This window comes from Roseburia sp. AF12-17LB, from assembly GCF_003479605.1.
GTDB classification, from domain to species: Bacteria; Bacillota; Clostridia; order Lachnospirales; family Lachnospiraceae; genus Roseburia_C; species Roseburia_C amylophila.
Genome location: NZ_QUHR01000003.1, coordinates 154,013 through 175,099, shown reverse-complemented (window position 1 = coordinate 175,099; position 21,087 = coordinate 154,013). Strand labels below are relative to the sequence as shown.

The following is a 21,087-nucleotide window of genomic DNA, read 5'->3' as shown; positions in this document are numbered from 1 at the left end:
GGTATTTTGACGCACATAAACACACCTACTTCAAATAGCAAAGAAATTTCTGTTAAAATGTTATTCTTTCGCAGCACCTAAATCATTTCCCGCGGGGATTTTCCAAACTGCTTCTTATAGGCACGAAGAAAAGTAGAATAATTGTGAAAGCCGCAGGCAAAGCAGGCATCGGTTACCGCAGTGCCGGAGCTGATTAAATCCCTGGCAAAGAGAAGCCGTTTCGTGGAAAGATAATTTCCGATGGTATATCCGGTCTGCTCTTTAAAAGAGTGCATCAGATAATAGCGGCTGGTAAAAAAGTGCTCGGCTAAAGAATCCACCGTAATATCTTCCGTCAGATGTTCATTCATATAGGTAAGAACCGACAGAATCTTTTCATTTGCCTGAAAGGAATCTTCATATTGCAGAGTGCCGGACAGGGCAGCCCGGTTTAAGTGAATCATAAATTCTAAGAAAAGTGTATTCTGGTAAAGCTCATTGGCAAAGCCGTCCCCGGAAAATGAGTGGACAAGCTCGGTCATGGTATCTAAGAGCCGCCGGTCCTTCATGCCGGATAAGTGCAGGACATTGGACGGCATGGCAGCGTCCGGAAGAAAGCACTGGTTTAAGAAAATAGTCTTATCGGATGATGTAACTGCAAAATCCGGAGAGACATAAATAATCATCCGCTCGTAGGGGGTGGTATCATGAATGACCGGGCGGTGGACTTCACCGGCACGGACAAGAACCAGATCCCCCGGGGTAAGCTGGTAGGATTTTCCTTCAATACAATAGGTGACATTGCCGCTTAGGAAAAAGAGCAGTTTGTGAAAATCATGATAATGAAAGTCGTAGGCAGACATTTCGTGGTCAGTCAGGTGAAATATCTTAAAATCATGATGAAGATATCCGGTTTTCTCATATTTTTTCATAAAAATCACATCCTATATACAAAGTCAATCTAGGAACAGTATAAAGCACGATTTGCAATAAGGAAAGCATTATTTTACTATCAATTTCAATAAAATGTTGGTATAATGATTAATATATGAAAAAGGACAAGTGCGTCAATAGACGGTTGTCCTGTTAGAAACGAAAATATCTGGTGGGTAATTAAGACGAAGAAAGGCGGTAACAATATGAAAAACTTCAGCAACTATACCGATTACAGTACAAAAGAGGATTTACATTTTGAATCCAAGGCAGTACATGGAGCATTAGGAACGGAACCATTAACCGGCGCAGTCAGCATGCCAATCTTTCAGGCAGCAACCTTCCGCCATCCGGAATTAGGACAGACAACAGGATTTGCCTATAGCCGTCTTGAGAATCCGACCAGACAGGAATTAGAGCGTACCATGGCAATTTTAGAGGGCGGTATCCAGGGATTTGCATTTTCTTCCGGACAGGCTGCGAATATGGCAGTATTTTCCTTATTAAATCCGGGCGAGCATGTAATTCTTTCCGATGATATTTATGGTGGAACCTTCCGTATCATTGGAGATGTATTTGGAAAATATGGAATCGAGCATACTTATGTAGATATGTCTGAATTAGACGAAGTAAAGGCAGCTATCCGCCCGAATACAAAAATGTTCTTCGTTGAGACACCGACCAATCCGATGATGAAGGTGGCAGACATTCATGCCATTTCTAAAATCGCAAAATCCATCGGAGCATTAACAGTGGTAGATAATACATTTTTAACACCATATTTCCAGAAACCGCTGCAGTTGGGAGCTGACATTGTAACTCACAGTTCAACAAAATATCTTGGGGGACACAATGACACCATTTCCGGAATCGTAGTGGTAAAGGATAACAAAGAAATTGCGGATAAGATTCACATCCATATCAAATCCCACGGAAGCCAGCTGGCACCGTTAGACAGCTGGCTGGTATTAAGGGGAATCAAGACACTTGCAGTCCGTATGGACCGTCACAATGAGAATGCCAGGAAGGTAGCAGGGTGGCTTCGTACACAGCCGAAGGTAAAGAAAGTATATTATGTTGGCTTTGAAGACCATAAGGATTACGAAGTAACCTGCCGTCAGACCACCGGATTTGGCGGAATGATTTCCTTTACCGTAGACAGCTATGAGACCGTTAAGAAGATTCTTAAAAATGTAGATATGATTATGTTTGCAGAGAGTCTTGGCGGAACAGAGACCTTAATCACATATCCGACCACACAGACTCATGAGGATACACCACTTGATGTGAAAGAGAAGCTGGGTATTACAGACTGCTTCCTTCGTATGTCAGTAGGAATTGAAAATGTGGATGATATCATTGCAGATTTAGACCGGGCAATGAATGCTTAAGAAAAATAAAGGAAAGAGAAAGCAAGGAGAAAATAAATGAAATTTACAAAGATGCAGGCATTTGGAAACGATTATGTATATATCGATGCCATTCATCAGCATCTTGACAATCTGCCGGAGCTTGCGAGATTCGTAAGTGACCGGCATTTTGCCATTGGTTCTGACGGAATGGTATTGATTTGCCCGTCCGGGAAAGGGGATTTCCGGATGCGGATGTTTAACCCGGATGGAACAGAAGGCGAGATGTGTGGAAATGCATTGCGCAGCGTTGGAAAATATGTATATGACCACAGACTGACGGATAAGACAGACCTTGTAATTGAAACCTTAGGAGGCATGCAGCATCTGAACTTGACTGTGACGGACGGCCTGGTAAGTAATATCAGAGCAGATATCGGAGCACCGAGAATGTCTGCAAAAGTGATTCCGGTCAACACAAAGCTGGATGAATTTGTAGAGCAGCCGGTACAGGTACTGGATAAGACCTTCCATATTACGGCAGTATCATGGGGCAACCCGCATTGTGCCATGTATGTAGACAGCGTGGCAGACCTTGATGTAGAAAAATACGGAAAAACCATTGAACATATGACAGAGCTTTTTACCAATAAGACCAATGTAACTTTTGTGGAATTTGTGCGCAGGGATTATGTGAAAATCCGGGAATGGGAAAGAGGAACCGGAGAGACTATCGGATGCGGAACCGGATGCTGTACTGCAGTGGTAGCCGGCGTATTAACCGGACGCTTAGACCGGAAAGTAACGGTAGAGCAGATTGGCGGACCGCTCTATATTGAGTGGGAGGAAGAAAGCGGACATATGTTTATGACCGGACCTTCCCATACGGTATTTGAATCGGAAATTGATGCAAGCCACATTATCGGAACAGCGGAATAATACATTAGGAGAGAAGTATGAAATTAGCAGAAATATGTGAAGAATTGACCTATACCTGTCTGCAGGGAGAGATGGAGAAAGAAATCAGCGATATTATCTATGATTCGAGAAAAGTAGAAAAAGACACCGTATTTGTCTGCATGGTGGGTGCAGTTGTAGATGGACATGATTTTATAGAAGATGCAGCAAAAAAAGGAGCAAAAGCCTTTGTAGTAGAGCATGAAGTGAAAGCTGATATTCCGGCAGACTGTACTGTACTTCAGGTAGAGGATGCCCGCTATGCCCTGGCAATTATGTCGGCTGCTTTCTTTGGACACCCGGACAGAGAGCTTACCACCATTGGACTGACCGGAACCAAAGGAAAGACCACTACTACTTATATGATAAAGAGCGTTTTAGAGGAAGCCGGCAGGAAAGTCGGACTGATTGGAACCATCGGTGCCCTGATTGGCGAGGAGAAGCTTCCGGCAAAGAATACCACACCGGAATCTTATGAATTACATAAGATGTTCCGTGCCATGGTAGATGCCGGCTGTGAATATGTAGTAATGGAAGTATCCTCCCAGGGACTTAAGATGCACCGCGTGGCAGGAATTGTATTTGATTATGGAATCTTTACCAACTTATCACCGGATCATATCGGACCAAATGAGCATGCCAGCTTTGAAGAATATCAGGAATGCAAGAGTCTCTTATTCCGTCAGTGCAAAGAGGGAATTGTAAATGCAGATGATGAGCACGTAGCTGGAATAATCAAAAATCATACCTGTAAGCTTCATACCTTCTCCTGTAAGAAAGACGCAGACCTGATGGCGGGAGCTGTTGGATATCTGGATGAAGAGGGACAGATTGGAATGCATTTTACCACTACCGGCTGTATGAATGTTTATGCAGTAGTTCATATTCCGGGAAGCTTTTCAGTATACAATTCACTGGTAACCATGCTGACCTGTCATCTGGCAGGAATTTCCGATGAGGCAATTTTACGGGGATTGGATAACGTAAAAGTGAGAGGCCGTGTGGAATTAGTTCCGGTTTCCAAAGATTTTACGGTAATTATTGATTATGCCCACAATGAAGTCAGCACAAGAAGCGTGCTTACCACATTAAAAGAGTATCATCCGAAACGTTTAATCTGTGTCTATGGTGGAGGTGGAAACCGTTCCAAGCTGCGCCGCTATGACATGGGAGAAGTGACAGGAGAACTGGCAGATTTAAGTGTGTTGACCTGTGATAACCCAAGAGATGAAGAAATCCGCGACATTAACAACGATATTAAGATTGGCCTTGCAAAGAGCAACGGAAAATATATCGAAATCGATGACCGCAAGGCAGCCATCAAATATTGTATCGAAAATGCCAAAAAGGGTGATATGATAGTGCTCCTTGGAAAAGGTCATGAAGATTATCAGGAAATCAAAGGTGTAAAATATCATTTTGATGAAAGAGAAGCAATTGCCGAAATAAAAAAAGAGTTAAATTTATAATTCACATATGTGAATTGTACTGAAATATAAGAATAGCAATAAGTAACCGGAGTCATTGACTTATAATTGTGCCACCATTATAATAAAGATTATGTATCAGCAAAACAGGTGAAAGCCTGTGACGCAAAGCTATAGGGTCTTTGAAATGACAGCCAGTTGCAAGAAGGAAGCATCCGTGCATTGGCGGAAGCTTCCTTTTTTCGGTTATGCGGGAATGCGCAAAGCGTGTTTCCTGTAGCCGTACGCAGGTAACAAGGGAAAGGAAAAAATATGCAGAAGTTTGATTATGAAGTATACACAGGAAATGATTTAGGAGCGGTATACTCACCGAAAATGACAAGATTTAAGGTCTGGGCACCGGAGGCAGAATCTGTGAAGCTGAACCTTTATAAACAGGGCGAAGGAGATAATCTCATAGAACAGCATGTTATGAAGAAGTCAGTAAACGGTACTTACGTTTTTGAAAAACAGGGCGATTGCAATGGAATCTACTATACCTATACAGTAGTAAATCACGGAGAAGAGCAGGAAGCAGTTGATCCATATACACGATCAGCGGGTGTAAACGGGCAGCGTGGAATGGTAATTGATCTTGCAAAGACCAATCCGCAGGGATTTGAACTGGATGAATACCGGAATCCGGAGCAGATTGTAGATGCAGTGATTTATGAAGGCAGTGTAAGAGATTTTACGATGGATGAATCCAGCGGCGTATTTCATAATGGAAAGTTCTTAGGCCTGACGGAAGCCAATACTACAAATCATTTTGGAGAAGCAACCGCACTTGATTATATCAGTGGCCTTGGTGTGACACATGTACAGATTCTTCCGGCATTTGATTTTGAGACCGTAGATGAGAAAAATCAGAAAGCACAGTATAACTGGGGATATGATCCGGATAATTATAATGTTCCGGAAGGTTCTTATGCAGTCAGCCCATATGATGGAACAGTGCGGATTCAGGAAATGAAACAGATGGTGCTGGCATTGCACAGCAGAGGAATCGGAGTGATTATGGATGTGGTCTTTAATCATACCTATCGAAGGGATGATTCCAACCTTCAGAAGATTGTGCCGGGCTATTATTATAGAAGTGATGAGACCGGATATACTGACGGATCCGGCTGTGGCAATGAAGTGGCCAGTGACCGTCCGATGGTGCAGAAATTAATCGTAGATTCCCTGATTTACTGGGCAAAGGAATATCATATCGATGGATTCCGCTTTGATTTGATGGGAGTTCTGGATATTGATACAATGAATGTTATTGCAGAGCGTTTAAAAGAAATCCGTCCGGATATTTATCTTTATGGGGAAGGCTGGAACGGTGGCCCATCTTCTCTGGCAGAGGAGAAACGTGCATTTAAAGCCAGTGCGAAAAAGATGCCGGGAATCGGCATGTTCAATGATGACATCCGTGATACCATAAAAGGAAGCGTATTCTATGATGATCATCTGGGCTTCGTTAATGGCGGCACCCATCTGGAAAATGCATTGCGCTATGGCATTACAGGAGCAGTCGCACATCCACAGGTAGATTATGATGCCTATGGCAGTAAGCCGTGGGCGAAAGAGCCGGGACAGAGTATTAATTATGTCTCCTGTCATGATAACTATACCCTGTGGGATAAATTATCCGTCTCCTGCCCGGAGGCATCGGAAGAAAAGAAGAAAGCCATGAACCGGTTGTGCGCAGCCATTGTATTTACTTCCCAGGGTGTGCCTTTTATCCAGGCAGGTGAAGAATTCCTCCGCAGCAAACCGCTGCCGGAGAAAAAAGGTTTTGCAGAAAACAGCTATAATATGCCGGATGCGGTAAACAGCATCAAGTGGGATAATATACATGAATATCCGGATATGATAGCATACTATAAGGGCTTGATGGCACTGCGGAAAGCCCATCCGGTATTCCGTATGCAGAGTGAAGCGGAAATGACACAGAATCTCTGCTTCTTATCAGATACACCGGAAAATGTTGTGGCATATCTTTTAAAGGGAAAAGGTGCAGATGATACACCAGAAAACATTTTGGTAATATTCAACGGAAATGATGAAGAGATTTTGTATAATTTGCCGGAAGGAAAATGGAAAATTCTGGTGGATGACAAAACGGCAGGTGCAGACGGCAAAAAAATTATTTCCGAAAAGGCCGATGTAGAGCCGCTTTCCGCTCTTGTATTAGAAAAAGAATAAACAATTTGGCACAATACCTTGAAAAGATAATTTAATCTGATACAATATATAGTATACGCGTTGAAAATGAATTATTTTGAATAGGGGTGCGAATATGAAAATCATTAAGAGAAGCGGGACGGAAGTTATATTTGATAAAGAGAAGATTTTAGCGGCTGTGTGTAAAGCCAATGAAAGTGTGGTAGACAGCGAGCGTATGACAGAGGCACAGATTAATGCCATTGGTGAAAATGTGGAGAAGGCATGTAATACCATGAACCGTGCATTAACCGTAGAAGAGATTCAGGATCTGGTGGAGAACCTGATTATGAATCAGCGTGCGTATACGGTAGCCAGAAATTATATCACTTACCGCTATAAACGTGCTCTGGTAAGGAAGACCAATTCTACCGACGACCAGATTCTGACGCTGCTTGCCTGCAAGAATGAGGAAGTAAAGCAGGAAAACAGCAACAAAAATCCAACTGTAAGCAGTGTGCAGCGTGATTATATGGCAGGAGAAGTCAGCAAGGATATTACCAAGCGCTTCCTGCTGCCACAGGATATTGTAGAAGCCCATGAGCAGGGAATTATACATTTCCACGATTCCGATTATTTTGCACAGCATATGCATAACTGCTGTCTGGTTAATTTGGAGGATATGCTGCAGAATGGTACGGTAATCAGTGAGACCATGATTGATAAGCCAAAGAGCTTTGAGACTGCCTGCAATATTGCAACCCAGAGCATTGCCCAGATTGCAAGTTCCCAGTATGGGGGACAGAGTATTTCGCTGGCACATTTAGCACCATTTGTCAATGTGAGCCGTCAGAAATTCCGTCGTCAGGTAGCAGCGGAATTTGAAGCGGCAGGACTGGAATTAATAGAAGAACAGATTAATAAAGTAGCTGAGATTCGTGTCAAAGATGAAATCAAACGTGGTGTCCAGATGATTCAGTATCAGGTGATCACATTGATGACAACCAATGGACAGGCACCGTTTGTAACCGTATTTATGTATATTGATGAAGTACCGGAAGGACAGGTAAGGGATGACCTGGCAGCTATCATTGAAGAAGTCTTGAAGCAGAGAATTCTTGGTGTGAAAAATGAGCAGGGCATCTACATTACACCGGCATTTCCAAAACTGATTTACGTGTTGGAAGAAGACAATGTTGAGCCGGATTCCAAGTATTATTATCTGACAGAGCTGGCTGCAAAATGTACCGCAAAGCGTCTGGTACCGGATTATATTTCAGAAAAAATCATGAAACAGCTGAAAGAGGGCAACTGCTATCCATGTATGGGCTGCCGTTCTTTCTTAAGTGTATACAAAGATGAAGAAGGAAAGCCGAAATATTACGGACGGTTCAATCAGGGTGTCGTAACACTGAATCTGGTGGATATTGCATGTTCCTCCGGCGGAGATATGACCCGTTTCTGGGAAATTTTTGATGAGCGTCTGGAATTATGCTATCGTGCGTTGATGGCAAGACATAACCGTCTGAAGGGAACGCCTTCTGATGTGGCACCGATTCTCTGGCAGTATGGTGCACTGGCCCGTCTTAAGAAGGGCGAGACCATAGACAAGCTTTTATATGGCGGCTATTCCACTATTTCTTTAGGCTATGCAGGATTGTGTGAATGTACCCGTTATATGACTGGTAAATCCCATACTAATCCGGAAGCAACACCATTTGCACTGGCAGTGATGCAGCATTTAAATGATGCCTGCGATAAGTGGAAGACAGAGACAAATATTGCTTTCAGTGTATATGGGACACCGCTTGAGTCTACGACCTATAAATTTGCAAAATGTTTACAGAAGCGTTTCGGAATTATTCCGGGCGTTACGGATAAGAGTTATATTACTAACAGCTATCATGTCCATGTAACAGAGCACATTGACGCATTCAAGAAGCTTGGTTTTGAAGCAAAGTTCCAGGAGCTTTCCCCGGGCGGCGCAATCAGCTATGTGGAAGTGCCGGATATGCAGGATAATATTGAGGCAGTACTGTCTGTCATTCGTTATATATATGACCATATTATGTATGCAGAACTGAATACCAAGAGTGATTATTGTATGGAATGTGGTTACAATGGCGAGATTAAAATTGTAACAGACAAATACGGCAAGCTGGTGTGGGAATGCCCAAGCTGTGGTAACCGTGACCAGGATAAGATGAACGTGGCAAGACGTACCTGTGGTTATATCGGAACCCAGTTCTGGAATCAGGGAAGAACTCAGGAAATCAAAGACCGTGTATTACATTTATAAAGAAAATTTAGAAAAAGGAGTACTTTAAAGCTGGCTCCATAAAAATACCCCGGAAACAGAAAGATTCATTCTTTGGAAGAAGGAACCATCTGCTTCCGGGATTTTCTATAGTGCGCTTTTTCGGAACAGCTTCCTGCGCAGCAGGTAATAGGCAAGGAGCATCATGCTTCCGGTCAGCACCCAGGAAATCGGATAGATAATCATAACTACCCAGAACTCATGGAAATACCGGCAGACGGTAGATACCCAGATGAGCCGCAGGACGCAGGAACCGAAAACGGTAATCAGTGCAGGCGACAGGGAATGTCCCAGCCCACGCATGGCACCTCCACTGATTTCATAGGTAGAAGTCAAAAGCTCCAAAGTTGTTGCTATTAACAGACGCTGGACGGCAAAGGTAAGTACCTTCGGGTCATTGCTGTAAAGGTGCAGGAAGAAGCCCCGTCCTAAGATGAAGACGCTGGAAAGGAGTCCACAGAAGATAAGGGAAAATATCATATTTAAGCGGAATACCTTTTTGCAGCGGTCATATTCACCGGCACCGTAATTCTGGCTGGTGAAAGTAACAGTAGTCTGGGCAAAAGCATTTACCACAAAATAGGAAAAATATTCAAAGTTTAACGCTGCGGCAGAACCGGCGACAGCATCAGAGCCGAAGCTGTTAATGGTACTCTGGATGCAGACATTGGCAATGGAAAAGACCATACCCTGCAATCCGGCAGGAACACCGATGACAAGAATCTTCTTTAATTCATGCCAGGAAATAGCAAGTGCCTTTGGCTCTAAACGAATCGGATCATCCTCATGCAGCAGGATGTAAATCAGGATTCCGGAGCTTACAATATTCGAAACCACGGTAGCGATAGCAACACCGGATACGCCAAGGTGGAAGGCAATGACCAGAATAAGATTCAGCCCGGTATTGATAACACCGGCTGCAATCAGTGCATAAAGCGGCCGTCTGCTGTCTCCGGTACTCCGGAGAATCGAGGAGCAGAAGTCATATAACAGAATAAATGGCATACCAAGGAAGTAAATCCGAAGGTATAAGACCGCAAGGTCAATGACATCATCCGGCGTTCCCATCAGTACCAGAACCGGTCTTGCAATAAACTGTCCCAAAACCAGCAGGAAAATGCCGCCAGCCAGAGCCACAACAATGGCAGTGTGAATGGCTGCTTTGATATTCTTATGGACACCCTGACCGATATATCGGGAAATAATAACATTCGAACCCAGTGAAATACCGATAAAAAGGTTAATCATCAAAGCAATCAGGGAACTGTTGCTTCCCACGGCAGCTAAAGCCTGGCTGCTGGCAAAGTTGCCGACGACAGCGGTATCGACAGAGTTAAAAAGCTGCTGTAAGATACTGCTGGCAGCCAGCGGCAGAGCAAAAATCAAAATTTTATTCCATAAAGATCCATGAGTCATATCAATGGAGTTTTTCTTCTTTTCCATCATTTAAATCCCTCGTATATTAGATGTATTGGCAATCGCGAAAGAAAAAGATTCTAAAATATTTTGAGAAATAAATCTTTTGTTTCTTTTTCTTAATAGGAAATATTATGTAATTCCTGCTTCGCATTTTTCCTGATTGCCGGCTGTCTTTCCGTTTGCTTTGATAAAAGACGCTTGTGCTGTCCGTCGATTACGGATGCCGCCTGAAATCTGCAAGGGGCACTAAGAATTTCGATGGGATTCTACTTTCGTCTGGCAACCGGTGTATATTCACATCCATGTTCAGATACACCTCACTGGCACATCCATGTGCCAGTGTTGCCGGTTGCAGACGAAATTCCAAGTGCCCCTAGGCAGATTTCAAAAGGCGTCCGTATTTCGGCGAACAGCCCAAGTGTCTTATCAAACATTGGAAAGACAGGCGGAATAGCAAAAAGAAAAATGCGGGGGATGGAATTACAATATTTCCTATTTAAAAAGAAACAGAAGATTTATCGGCTAAAATATGTTATATATGTTTTCTTTCGCAATTGCTCTATCATTCATGATAACCACAGTGATTATAGTTTCACGGAAAAGAAAAGTCAATAGAATGGATTCCGGATAGAATAAATTAAAAAAAATATTGATTTTTTGAAAAAATTGAAGACAATAGAAAAAGATAATCGTTATATAGTATGAGAACGTTCTTAAAAGACAAGGAGGTGGATAAAAATGTGTCAGGAACCATTTACGCAGATGGTTCATAAATATCAGAATCTGGTATTTTCTATTTGCGTTAAGATGACCGGAGATTACTTTGCAGCAGAAGATTTGACGCAGGAAACATTTTTATCTGCCTACCAGCACAAGGAAGAGTTCGACGGTAAGAATGAGAAAGCCTGGCTTTGCAGGATTGCTTCGAATAAATGTATTGATTACAGCAGACAGGCGGCAAGGAGGATGGTTCCCACCGAAGACGAAGTCTTAGGAAGCCATCCTGCGAGAGCGGGAGGACCGGAAGAGCAATGCATCGAAGAGGTGGTCCGAGAAGAACTGCAGGAAAAATGCGGACAGTTGAAACCGCCTTATGATGAAATCGCAAAGCTATACTTCTGTGAAGAACATCCTGCCGGCGAGATAGCAGAGTTAAAGCAGAAGAATTTGAAAACCGTGCAGACACAGATATACCGGGCGCGGGCAATGCTTAGAAAACTATATGGAAAGGAGCGGAGCTGATATGAGAAAAGAAGATACACAGGAGTATTTAAGTGACGAAGCGTTAGAAGCACTGATTCGGGAAACAGAAGAAGGACCGATGATAAAAGCACCGGAATATTTAGAAGAAAATATTCTACATAAAATTGAGCAGCAGCAGAAGGTTATTGTATACAAAGAAAAAGTGTCAGCGAAGCGGAAGCTCCTGACTTATAGCATGAAAGTAATGGCAGCGGCGGCAGCGGCAATCGCATTTCTGATTGTAGTTCCTACGGTGGAGCAGCAGAGCAGACCAAACATGGAAACTTATGTAGCAGAAGCAAAAGAGCAGGTCAATAAGGACTTACAGGAACAGAAAGAGAAAGCGAAAAAGCGTAGTGAAGAGCAGAATTTCTTACAAAGTGTAAATGATGCGTCCAGTGCATTTTGCAATTTTATTACTGAGACGACAAATGGATGGTTTTTAAAGGAGGAAAGATAACATGACGAAAAAGAGAAATGGATTTTTAAGATTTTGCTGTTCCCTTTTACCGGGAGCAGGGGAAATGTATATGGGATTTATGAAAATGGGCTTAAGCCTGATGTCGATGTTCTTTGGCATTATTGTAGCAGCATCTATTTTTGAACTTGGACCGCTGGCAGTGCTTGCAGTAATTGCATGGTTTTACAGCTTCTTTCATGTACACAATTTAGCAGGCTTATCAGATGAAGAATTCTATGCCGTGGAGGATGAGTATTTATTCCATTTAAGTGGAGAAGGCGGGAAAGATAAATCCTTTGTAAAGCGTTATCATACCATTATTGCAGTCGTGCTGATTCTGCTTGGTATTATGTTAATCTGGAACAGTTTCTATTGGATGATTGCAAATTTAATTCCGGATGAAACGGTCTGGGTACTTCAGGAAATCAGTTACCGGCTTCCAAGACTGCTGGCAGGAATTGCAATTATAGCAGCAGGAATTTATCTGGTTCATGGTAAGAAAAAATCCCTTGAGGAAGAAGAGAAAAAGGAGGCATAAGGAAAATGGATGAGAATGTGAAAGAAGTACGCACCCACAGAGTGGGCAGCATTACCTTAGGCAGTGCACTGGTTTTATTTGGAATCCTGTTTCTGGTGCATCTGTTTGTGCCGGTATTGACCTATGAAATCATTTTCCATATTTGGCCATGTATCTTTATCCTGCTTGGAATAGAAATTCTTCTTGCCAACCGGAAGAAGAATGTGGAATTTGTCTATGATGGTAAGGCGGTATTCCTTACCATCACATTAACCTTCTTTGCCATGCTGATGGCAGGAGCAGATGTGGCAATTCAGCAGGCAGATATCTACATGCACCTTTAAGAATGCAGCATTAAGAATGTACCTTTAAGAGGAATGCTCCTTCCGGTATTGCTTTGGCGTCATTTTGTGCTTGTTTCGGAAAGCCTTAATAAAATGGCTGCAATCGGAAAATCCGGTTTCCTGACTGATATAATTCAAGTCAAGATTGGTAAAGAGCAGCAAATCCTCAGCCTTGCAAAGGCGGATAAATTCAATATATTTTTTACAGGACTGGCCATAGAGTTCCCGGAAGCTTTTGGCAAAATAGGAATAACTCATATTACACATTCTGGCAAGGTCTTCCACCTTTAATGGCTCCTGGGCATGAGCGTCGATATATTCCGTAATGGAGTGTATGGACGCTTCTTCTGTATTTTGCGGAATAGCCAGAGCTTTATCCGTATTAAAACCCTGTGCCCGCCAGATACGCAGGATAAAGGTTAAAAGGGAATTAATCTGGGACTGTACCAGAATCCGGTAACCGTATTCCTGCTGCTGCATTTCGTGTTCACAGGAGGAAAAGATTCCGGCAATGGGATAGCCTGTTAACATCGCTTTGGAAAAATATTTCGGAGCATGGGAATCACCCTTCGCCAGATTAAAAAGTGATACAAAATTAATCCCGGAAAAAGTGGTACTTAATGCATTGCCGGATGGTGCAAGCTGGTTTAAGTCAAATTTCATGACATAATAAACCAATGGCTGCTCTGTGGCAGTATAGATAGAATGGATTGCCTGCGGAAGAAATAACGTCATATCACCTTCTTCTAGTACATAAGTATCATCATCACAGTTGATGATGGCGGTGCCCTCTAACATATACAGAATTTCAACAAAATAATGCCAGTGGGACCGGATGGGAAAAGAATGGATTCTTGTGTCAAATAAGAAGCATTCAAAAGGAGCATTCAGCCGGTCGCTGTATTCAAAAAGTGAATTCATAAAGTCGTCCCCCAATATATTTAAAATAAATGAATTCCTGCCATAAGAGATTTTTACTATTTTTATAATAAATCATTATAGCAAGATTCCAGGGCGAATGCTATAGTTCCCATCATAAAAAGTCATTGAAAGAGGAGAAAGGAAATACTTACCATGGAATATATCTGCGGCATGACATATGCACCATTTGCAAGAAAAGGGAGCTATCAGGAGAAGAGTGCTTTTGACAGCTTAAAGAAAATGAAAGAAAATACCAACAGCAATTTTGTTATTTTAGCACCCAACGGATTGCAGGACACGGCACAGTCGGAAGAGATTTGTTATACTTCTGAAGCAACGGTGTCAGATGATGAATTAAAGGGCATGATTGATTATGCGAAAGAGCTTGGTATGCGTGTGGCATTAAAGCCTACGGTAAACTGCAAAAATGGAACCTGGCGTGCCCATGTCAATTTCTTTGATGAAGACGTAGTCTGTGAACCAAAGTGGTGTAACTGGTTTGAATCCTATACCGAATTTCAGCTTCATTATGCAAGGCTGGCAAAAGAAATGGGTGTGGAAATGCATATTGCAGGCTGCGAAATGGTTATGGCAGAGCGCAGGGAAGCAGAGTGGCGGAAGCTGATCGCTGATATCCGGAGTGAATTTGACGGACTTGTTTCCTATAATACCGATAAATATCAGGAGCATAATGTGAAATGGTGGGATGCAGTAGATGTGATTTCTTCCAGTGGCTATTATCCGTTGGAGGACTGGGAGAACCAGCTTGACCGGATTGAAGCGGTGGTAAAGAAATTTCAAAAACCATTTTTCTTTGCAGAGGCAGGATGTATGTCTATCGTGGATTCTAATAAAGTGCCAAATGACTGGACGGTGCAGGGAGAAGCAGATGCTAAGGGACAGGCAGACTGGTATGAGGCAATGTTTGAAGCCTGCTTAAAAAGAGAATGGGTGAGGGGCATGGCATTCTGGTCCTGGAACAGTCATCTCTACACGAAGAATGCTGCCCTAAAGAGAAAAGATTATGAAATATATGCAAAACCAGCGGAGAAAATCGTGAAAAAATACTACGATTCTATTCAAAAGTAACAAAAAGTTAAAAAACCTAAAATAAACTGTTATGGCATATGGAATCCGTACATTCTGATTTTTCTTAATAAAATAGATTTCTACCATTTTTAAGGTAAAACACTCTATCCCGAAACGGGCGTTTCGTGGTAGAGTGTTTTTATAACGAAAACGATTGAGAGAATGCTTCTGCAATTGTGAAAAATGATATGTTTTTATGATAGGAATATATCTGGGTGGTTCGTCGAAGTACGGATGCATTATAAGTACTGCTAGGGGCACTTGGAATTTTGTCCGGCATCTGGCAACGCTGGCACAGGGAAGTGCCAGCGAGGCACATATGAACATGGAAGTGAATTTGTGCCGGTTGCCGGAAGAAAGAACAGGTCTCGCAAAATTCTTAGTGCCCCTTGCAGTTCTTATGCGGCATCCGTGCTCGGTAAACTGCGCAGATATTGCATAAAAAAATAAATGTCATTTTTTACAATAGCAGAAGAATAACACAAGAAATAGAATCAGGAGGAAAACAAATGTTTCGAAAAGATTTTGTATGGGGCGTTGCCAGCAGTGCCTATCAGGTAGAAGGAAGAGACAAAAACGATGGCGCAGGAACCTGCATCTGGGACACCTTTACCGAAGAGGGAAGAACTTTCGAACATCATAATGCCTATGTCAGTGCCGATGACATGCACCGTTATAAAGAGGACTATGCGCTGATGAGAGAACTTGGTGTGAAGGCATACCGTTTTTCCGTAAGCTGGGCGAGACTGATGCCGGAGGGAACCGGAAGAGTCAATGAAAAAGCGGTGGCACTCTATCGTGATATGATTCTTGAAATGAAGAAAAACGGCATTGAGCCATATATGACACTTTATCACTGGGAACTTCCGCAGGCATTGGAGGATAAAGGCGGCTGGCTCAATGAAGAAATCATAGATTGGTTTGCAGAATATGCAAAAGTAGTAGCAGAGAATTTTACTGATATCTGCGACAAGATTTTTACTTTGAATGAGCCACAGTGCTTTATCGGACTGGGATATTACCGTGGTATTCATGCACCGGGAAAGAAAGTCACACCAGAGGAAAGCTTCCGGATTGCGCATAATGCATTGCGGGCACATGGAAAAGCAGTTATTACTCTCCGGAAATATGCAAAGCAGCCGATACAGATTGGCTATGCACCAACCAGTGGGGTGGCATATCCGGCAAGTAATTCCCCGGAAGATATTGAAGCTGCAAAGAAGGTATATTTTGGCTTTTATAATGATGTCGACAACTGGACCTGGAATGTATCCTGGTATTCCGACCCGGTTATTTTAGGACATTATCCCAAGGAAGGTCTTGAGAAATACAAGGAGTATCTGCCGGAAATCACGAAAGAAGATATGGAACTGATTCACCAGCCCATTGATTTTTACGGTCAGAATATTTATAACGGATATCCGGTTCGTGCAGGAGCAGATGGAGAGCCGGAATTTGCAGACCGTCCGGCAGGATTCCCAAAGACTGCCGCAGAATGGCCGGTGACACCGGAATGCCTATACTGGGCAGGAAAATTCCTCTACGAACGTTATCAGCTTCCGATTTATATTACGGAAAATGGAATGTCCTGTCATGACAATGTGGAAGCAGATGGCAGTGTACATGATGCCAACCGTATCCAGTTCTTAGATGAGTACCTTGGCAATCTGCAGAAGGCGGCGGATGAAGGAGCAGAGATTGCCGGTTATTTCTTATGGACTTTTTTGGACAATTTCGAATGGCATGAGGGCTATTCCGAACGGTTCGGAATTATTTATGTGGACTTTGCAACCCAGCAGCGTTATGTAAAGGATTCAGCATTCTGGTATAAGAAAGTCATGGAAAGCAATGGAGCAGCGTTATCCTGCAACCAGCCGGATAGAAAAATCCGGATAGAGCGTGGTGCTGCAGAAGTAACAGGTGCAGGATTTAAGGTAGAGAGGGAAATGGATCTGCTGCTTTCTGACAGCACAGATGTCATTTATGTGGCATCCGGCAGCGGTTTAATTGGCAGCATCTGGGTAGATACCGGAGACAGACTTACGATACCGGAGGGCATCCGGAAGATGCATTGCAGTGGAAAAATGACACTGGTGCAGGCGTAGCATGAAAAAATAATTGTTTCTTCTAGACCAGAGAAAATGAGAATAAAAAAAGTTTCTTTTATTCCGATGAGCAATCAGAAGGAATAGAAGAAACTTTTTTTGCTTTACAGGAAATTGCTTTCCTGTAAAGCAAAAAACGCTCCGCGAGGATGCGCACTGCGGCGTATAAGGTAGATGTCGCAAGCGACCGCCGCAGGCGCGGGAATGTGCAAGGCACATTCTTTTTTAATGTTCAGATACATTTTAGATACAAATATATGTTAAAATAAACATCAAAGAGTAGTAAAAGGAGCGGGCAGCATGATACGGATATTGGTTGTAGAGGATGAAAAGGCAATATCGGATTTAATCCGGCTGAATCTGATGAAGGCAGGCTATCAGTGTGTCTGTGTATACAATGGAATGAAAGCTGCAGACCTGTTGGAAACAGAAAATTTTGATTTGATTATATTGGATGTTATGCTGCCGGAATTAAATGGATTTGAATTGATGGAATACATCCGTCCAATGGGAATTCCGGTGATTTTTCTGACTGCAAAGGATTCCCTAAAAGACCGGATGCAGGGGCTGACCTCCGGGGCAGAGGATTATATGGTAAAGCCTTTTGAAGTGGTAGAACTTTTGGCACGGGTCAATATTGTGCTGCGCCGCTATCATAAGATGGAGCAGAAGATTACTTTTATGGATATTGAATTAGACAGTGAAAATCAGGTGGTGACAAAGGCAGGAAAAGAAGTGGAGCTTACGCCAAAGGAATTTGAACTCTTAGAAATTCTGATGCGCAACCGGAATATTACACTGTTCCGGGAAAGAATCTATGAAGAAATCTGGGGAACGGAATATTCCGTAGAGTCAAGAACCTTAGACCTTCATATCCAGAGATTACGGAAAAAACTGAATCTTGGAGCGGAGCTTAAAACAGTATTTAAGGCAGGATACCGGTTAGAGGATAAAGCATGAAATTTCGATATAAAGTATTAATTACAAATTTAATCCTGCTTTCCGTCAGTCTGGGACTGGTGGGCTATCTGATGATACATAAGAATTTTGAACTGGCGAAGGAAACACAGATTTCTAATGCAGTCATTCAGAATAATCTGGTGCAGTCCTCGGTGGAATATGAAGTACTTCAGGCGTTGAACCGGGAAGAGTCGGTAAAGGGCGCACTTCCAGACATTGGAGCACAGGTCAGCAGCGGTATGCGGGCAGAAAATGTGACATTTTTTATTTATTATGGGGATAAGCTGGTTTATAACGAAACAGAAGAAAATGCCAATTTAAAGAAAGTCTGGGAAGCACAGCAGGAGGATGGAAATAAGAATTATGCCATCTTTGAAGAGGACGGTCATTATTATATTTATGTGACGGCAGCCAGTAAGGTAGGGGATGAGAACCTCTGCATGATCAGCAGAAGTGATGTGTCCGATGCCTACGCATTAAGAGACCGGGAAATCCGTTATTTCCGGCTGATTCTTTTCATTTGCCTTATGATAGAATCTCTGTTTATTTATGTTATCAGCCGGTATCTGACCAGGCCATTGGAGCAGTTGAACCGGGTGGCAGAGGAGATTACCGATGGCTCTTATGAGACGAGGATTACAGTAAAGAGTCAGGATGAAGTAGGACTTCTGGCAGAAAACTTTAACCGGATGGCAGAAGCAGTATCAGAAAAGATAGGAGAGCTTCAGGGAATGGTACGGAAAAGGGATCAGTTTGTAGCAGACTTTACCCATGAGATTAAGACACCGATGACTTCCATTATCGGTTATGCAGATACCATGCGTTCCATGGAGCTTCCAAGAGAAGAACAGCTTCTGGCATTAAGTTATATCTTTTCCGAAGGCAGACGGTTAGAGCGGATGTCGGGAAAGCTCTTTGATTTGATTTATTTAAGGGAACATGAAATGGAAAAGGAAGCAGTTCAGGTTGAAAATGTAAGCAGTGAAGTACTTAAGGTGGTGACACCGTCCTTTGCGGCAAAAGGGCTTGTGTTAAAGGAAAATATCGAGCCGGCAGTACTGTACGGAAATAAAGAACTTCTGGTGACTGTACTGGTGAATTTACTGGATAATGCAAGAAAAGCATCCAAAGAGCATGGTGTCATTGAATTTAGCGGAAAGAGAATACAGGAAGAAGAAAATCCATTTTATTATGAACTTTCCGTAAAAGATTATGGAATCGGCATGACCAAGGAAGAGACAGAGCGGATTTGCGATGAATTCTATATGGCAGATAAATCCCGGGCAAGACAGGAAGGCGGAGCCGGAATCGGAATGTCATTAGTGGCATTGATTTTAGAACATCATCAGGCGGAACTTATCGTAGAAAGTGAGCCAAAGAAGGGGACGAAGATGCGGATATGTTTCAGAAAAGAACAAAATTAAAGATAAAAGGAAGTGTCTGTGGAATGATAGCAGGAACACTTCTGGTGGTGCTGACAGGAATTTTTCTGCCGGGAATTCTGATTGAAGGGCAGGAACGTAAAGCAGTGGGAGAAGTGCAGGCGGTTCCGGCACAGTATATTGCTTCCGATTCCCTGCTGGCAAAGGAGGCATCGGAAAGCCTTAAGCTTAATGACCGCATCCAGCTGATTACCGGGCAGTGGGAGAGTGAGACACAGGAAGCCTATTCCTATGAGATGACTTTAAAGGATTACGAGGCAGCGGCATTGGCAAGAGACAGTATGGAAGCCATTTATCAGAAAGGGCAGTATCCTTCTGATTTAGCTTCTTCTTATGCCAACTGGTATACCTGGGAAGCATTTCCGGAGAAAGCGGTGGATACAACATTTCATACCTACAGTGCCTACTACTGGAAACTTATTTTTACAAAATATGATGGCACAGAGAAGCATGCGGTATTTCTGTTAGAGGATGGCACCGTTTTGCTGGCGGAGGCAGAAGGAAAAGATATTTTATCGGATGTTACAGCTACAGAGGAAGCTTCCTCATCCGTTAAAGACAATGAAGAAGAAAAAACAGTGGATAAAGAGCTGGCAGAACAGCTTTCCTACACGGGGTTGGACGTAGCCGGACTGAGGATAAAATCCGATAACATACAGGAAGAAAAGGATGCCACATACCGGTACTTTGAACTCTTTGATAAAACAAGATTTATCTATGGAATCAGCACAATATCAGATAGCCAAACGAAGCGTAACATGGTAAAATAAAAAAGAAAAAAGAAGGCAAGGTATTTTCAGGGGCATAAATGGTCACCTGCAGTTATTGCGAAAATGATCCTTCCATGTATGATTTGGGAAATTTTGTTCTGGAACAGGCTTTGTGGGACAGTAAAAGCTTTTTACAGCAGAAGCCTTCCGGTATCGGTAATCAATGAGCGGATGGCAGTATTAAGAGGCTATGGAATCAAATTTGCCATGGATGATTTTGGAACAGGAAGTTCATCTTCTGCCATGGCACTGGAGATGCTGATTGATGAGATTAAGATTGATATGAGCTTTATCCGGAAGATTCTTGTAAATAAAAAGAATAAGGCGATTGTCCAGAGCATGGTGGATTTTGCCAATGCAGCCAATATCAAGAGTTGTCTGGAGGGCGTGGAAAATAAGGCATTAGAAGATTATCTCCGGACTGTGGGAGCCACATGGTTTCAGGGATACTATTATTCCAGACCGGTTGGAGCAGATGAACTGGAGATACTTCTTTCGAACAGCTGGAAAAAATAAGAAAAGACAAAAAATAAAAGTAAAAATAGAATTATCAAGACCGGCAGTTTTGTGGCGATAAGAAATACAGCCATAGAATTGCCGGTTTTATTGTAATGATAAGATACAAAAAGTTTACATCTTCATGTTAAAGTAACACCAGAAACG

19 protein-coding genes and 1 riboswitch are annotated in these 21,087 nt (G+C 42.7%); of the genes, 16 read left to right on the top strand and 3 right to left on the bottom strand.

The features are described 5' to 3' along the window. Nucleotides 1-77 precede the first annotated feature (77 nt). On the bottom strand, nt 78-911 hold the full coding sequence (locus DWV68_RS05350; RefSeq protein WP_118665180.1) for an AraC family transcriptional regulator: 834 nt from the start codon (nt 909-911) through the stop codon (nt 78-80). 207 nt (nt 912-1,118) lie between these two features. On the opposite strand from DWV68_RS05350, the gene DWV68_RS05345 reads away from it, so the two are divergent. The 5 genes from DWV68_RS05345 (at nt 1,119) to nrdD (ending at nt 9,137) form a co-directional block, all read left to right on the top strand. Further along, nucleotides 1,119-2,303, top strand: coding sequence for a trans-sulfuration enzyme family protein (locus tag DWV68_RS05345; RefSeq protein WP_118665178.1), 1,185 nt, complete (start codon nt 1,119-1,121; stop codon nt 2,301-2,303). Between the two features lie 36 nt (nt 2,304-2,339). Continuing rightward, nucleotides 2,340-3,200: a diaminopimelate epimerase gene (dapF, locus tag DWV68_RS05340; RefSeq protein WP_117841586.1), complete on the top strand. Its 861-nt coding sequence runs from the start codon at nt 2,340-2,342 to the stop codon at nt 3,198-3,200. 17 nt (nt 3,201-3,217) lie between these two features. Then, nucleotides 3,218-4,687 carry a UDP-N-acetylmuramoyl-L-alanyl-D-glutamate--2,6-diaminopimelate ligase gene (locus tag DWV68_RS05335; RefSeq protein WP_118665176.1) on the top strand — a complete coding sequence of 490 codons (1,470 nt, stop codon included), beginning with the start codon at nt 3,218-3,220 and terminating at the stop codon, nt 4,685-4,687. Between the two features lie 88 nt (nt 4,688-4,775). Next, nucleotides 4,776-4,851: riboswitch (cyclic di-GMP riboswitch) on the top strand. 106 nt (nt 4,852-4,957) lie between these two features. Further along, on the top strand, nt 4,958-6,880 hold the full coding sequence (pulA, locus tag DWV68_RS05330; RefSeq protein ID WP_118665174.1) for a type I pullulanase: 1,923 nt from the start codon (nt 4,958-4,960) through the stop codon (nt 6,878-6,880). Nucleotides 6,881-6,974: 94 nt separating this feature from the next. Next, complete coding sequence (nrdD, locus tag DWV68_RS05325; RefSeq protein ID WP_117841589.1) at nt 6,975-9,137, top strand: anaerobic ribonucleoside-triphosphate reductase; 2,163 nt, start codon at nt 6,975-6,977, stop codon at nt 9,135-9,137. Between the two features lie 105 nt (nt 9,138-9,242). Here nrdD and DWV68_RS05320 read toward each other — a convergent pair whose 3' ends face one another. Continuing rightward, nucleotides 9,243-10,601, bottom strand: a complete 1,359-nt coding sequence (locus tag DWV68_RS05320; protein ID WP_242988745.1) for an MATE family efflux transporter — start codon at nt 10,599-10,601, stop codon at nt 9,243-9,245. A 711-nt stretch (nt 10,602-11,312) separates the two neighbouring features. Here DWV68_RS05320 and DWV68_RS05310 point away from each other — a divergent pair. The 4 genes from DWV68_RS05310 to DWV68_RS05295 are packed head-to-tail and all read left to right on the top strand — an operon-like array spanning nt 11,313 to nt 13,137. Continuing rightward, nucleotides 11,313-11,816 (top strand): RNA polymerase sigma factor, encoded by a 504-nt coding sequence (locus tag DWV68_RS05310; RefSeq protein ID WP_117697773.1) that lies wholly within the window; start codon nt 11,313-11,315, stop codon nt 11,814-11,816. A 1-nt stretch (nt 11,817) separates the two neighbouring features. Then, the gene (locus DWV68_RS05305) at nt 11,818-12,276 is read left to right on the top strand and encodes a hypothetical protein (RefSeq protein ID WP_117697771.1); all 459 of its coding nucleotides are present in this window, start codon (nt 11,818-11,820) and stop codon (nt 12,274-12,276) included. Nucleotide 12,277: 1 nt separating this feature from the next. Next, nucleotides 12,278-12,814: a hypothetical protein gene (locus tag DWV68_RS05300; protein WP_117841592.1), complete on the top strand. Its 537-nt coding sequence runs from the start codon at nt 12,278-12,280 to the stop codon at nt 12,812-12,814. Nucleotides 12,815-12,819: 5 nt separating this feature from the next. Beyond that, entirely contained in the window at nt 12,820-13,137 is a 318-nt protein-coding gene (locus DWV68_RS05295) for a LiaF transmembrane domain-containing protein (protein WP_117697767.1), read from the top strand. A 24-nt stretch (nt 13,138-13,161) separates the two neighbouring features. On the opposite strand, the gene DWV68_RS05290 is transcribed toward DWV68_RS05295, so the two are convergent. Then, nucleotides 13,162-14,058, bottom strand: a complete 897-nt coding sequence (locus tag DWV68_RS05290; RefSeq protein WP_118087847.1) for an AraC family transcriptional regulator — start codon at nt 14,056-14,058, stop codon at nt 13,162-13,164. 153 nt (nt 14,059-14,211) lie between these two features. Between DWV68_RS05290 and DWV68_RS05285 the strand changes: the two genes are divergently transcribed. From DWV68_RS05285 to DWV68_RS05255, 7 genes are all read left to right on the top strand, one after another. Next, entirely contained in the window at nt 14,212-15,147 is a 936-nt protein-coding gene (locus tag DWV68_RS05285) for a glycoside hydrolase family 113 (protein ID WP_117841594.1), read from the top strand. Nucleotides 15,148-15,343: 196 nt separating this feature from the next. Continuing rightward, a complete protein-coding gene (locus DWV68_RS05280) occupies nt 15,344-15,589 on the top strand; it encodes a hypothetical protein (protein WP_118665172.1) in 246 nt (81 codons plus the stop codon). Between the two features lie 67 nt (nt 15,590-15,656). Next, nucleotides 15,657-17,252: a GH1 family beta-glucosidase gene (locus DWV68_RS05275; protein WP_118057050.1), complete on the top strand. Its 1,596-nt coding sequence runs from the start codon at nt 15,657-15,659 to the stop codon at nt 17,250-17,252. A 300-nt stretch (nt 17,253-17,552) separates the two neighbouring features. Beyond that, nucleotides 17,553-18,212 (top strand): response regulator transcription factor, encoded by a 660-nt coding sequence (locus DWV68_RS05270; RefSeq protein ID WP_022243011.1) that lies wholly within the window; start codon nt 17,553-17,555, stop codon nt 18,210-18,212. Further along, on the top strand, nt 18,209-19,636 hold the full coding sequence (locus DWV68_RS05265) for a sensor histidine kinase (protein ID WP_118639280.1): 1,428 nt from the start codon (nt 18,209-18,211) through the stop codon (nt 19,634-19,636). Before DWV68_RS05270 ends, DWV68_RS05265 begins: the two co-directional genes overlap by 4 nt. Next, nucleotides 19,612-20,424 carry a hypothetical protein gene (locus tag DWV68_RS05260; protein WP_117841598.1) on the top strand — a complete coding sequence of 271 codons (813 nt, stop codon included), beginning with the start codon at nt 19,612-19,614 and terminating at the stop codon, nt 20,422-20,424. Before DWV68_RS05265 ends, DWV68_RS05260 begins: the two co-directional genes overlap by 25 nt. A gap of 78 nt (nt 20,425-20,502) precedes the next feature. After that, nucleotides 20,503-20,940 carry an EAL domain-containing protein gene (locus DWV68_RS05255; RefSeq protein WP_158561824.1) on the top strand — a complete coding sequence of 146 codons (438 nt, stop codon included), beginning with the start codon at nt 20,503-20,505 and terminating at the stop codon, nt 20,938-20,940. Nucleotides 20,941-21,087 lie beyond the last annotated feature (147 nt).

Excerpts from the sequence above, each read along its gene's own strand:
- DWV68_RS05285 (WP_117841594.1), top strand. The coding sequence starts at position 14,212 with ATGGAATATATCTGCGGCATGACATATGCACCATTTGCAAGAAAAGGG.
- DWV68_RS05305 (WP_117697771.1), top strand. The coding sequence starts at position 11,818 with ATGAGAAAAGAAGATACACAGGAGTATTTAAGTGACGAAGCGTTAGAA.
- pulA (WP_118665174.1), top strand. The coding sequence starts at position 4,958 with ATGCAGAAGTTTGATTATGAAGTATACACAGGAAATGATTTAGGAGCG.
- DWV68_RS05300 (WP_117841592.1), top strand. The coding sequence starts at position 12,278 with ATGACGAAAAAGAGAAATGGATTTTTAAGATTTTGCTGTTCCCTTTTA.
- DWV68_RS05260 (WP_117841598.1), top strand. The coding sequence starts at position 19,612 with ATGTTTCAGAAAAGAACAAAATTAAAGATAAAAGGAAGTGTCTGTGGA.
- DWV68_RS05345 (WP_118665178.1), top strand. The coding sequence starts at position 1,119 with ATGAAAAACTTCAGCAACTATACCGATTACAGTACAAAAGAGGATTTA.
- DWV68_RS05295 (WP_117697767.1), top strand. The coding sequence starts at position 12,820 with ATGGATGAGAATGTGAAAGAAGTACGCACCCACAGAGTGGGCAGCATT.
- DWV68_RS05265 (WP_118639280.1), top strand. The coding sequence starts at position 18,209 with ATGAAATTTCGATATAAAGTATTAATTACAAATTTAATCCTGCTTTCC.
- DWV68_RS05280 (WP_118665172.1), top strand. The coding sequence starts at position 15,344 with ATGATAGGAATATATCTGGGTGGTTCGTCGAAGTACGGATGCATTATA.
- dapF (WP_117841586.1), top strand. The coding sequence starts at position 2,340 with ATGAAATTTACAAAGATGCAGGCATTTGGAAACGATTATGTATATATC.
- nrdD (WP_117841589.1), top strand. The coding sequence starts at position 6,975 with ATGAAAATCATTAAGAGAAGCGGGACGGAAGTTATATTTGATAAAGAG.
- DWV68_RS05320 (WP_242988745.1), bottom strand. The coding sequence starts at position 10,601 with ATGATGGAAAAGAAGAAAAACTCCATTGATATGACTCATGGATCTTTA.
- DWV68_RS05350 (WP_118665180.1), bottom strand. The coding sequence starts at position 911 with ATGAAAAAATATGAGAAAACCGGATATCTTCATCATGATTTTAAGATA.
- DWV68_RS05270 (WP_022243011.1), top strand. The coding sequence starts at position 17,553 with ATGATACGGATATTGGTTGTAGAGGATGAAAAGGCAATATCGGATTTA.
- DWV68_RS05310 (WP_117697773.1), top strand. The coding sequence starts at position 11,313 with ATGTGTCAGGAACCATTTACGCAGATGGTTCATAAATATCAGAATCTG.
- DWV68_RS05290 (WP_118087847.1), bottom strand. The coding sequence starts at position 14,058 with ATGAATTCACTTTTTGAATACAGCGACCGGCTGAATGCTCCTTTTGAA.
- DWV68_RS05335 (WP_118665176.1), top strand. The coding sequence starts at position 3,218 with ATGAAATTAGCAGAAATATGTGAAGAATTGACCTATACCTGTCTGCAG.
- DWV68_RS05255 (WP_158561824.1), top strand. The coding sequence starts at position 20,503 with ATGATTTGGGAAATTTTGTTCTGGAACAGGCTTTGTGGGACAGTAAAA.
- DWV68_RS05275 (WP_118057050.1), top strand. The coding sequence starts at position 15,657 with ATGTTTCGAAAAGATTTTGTATGGGGCGTTGCCAGCAGTGCCTATCAG.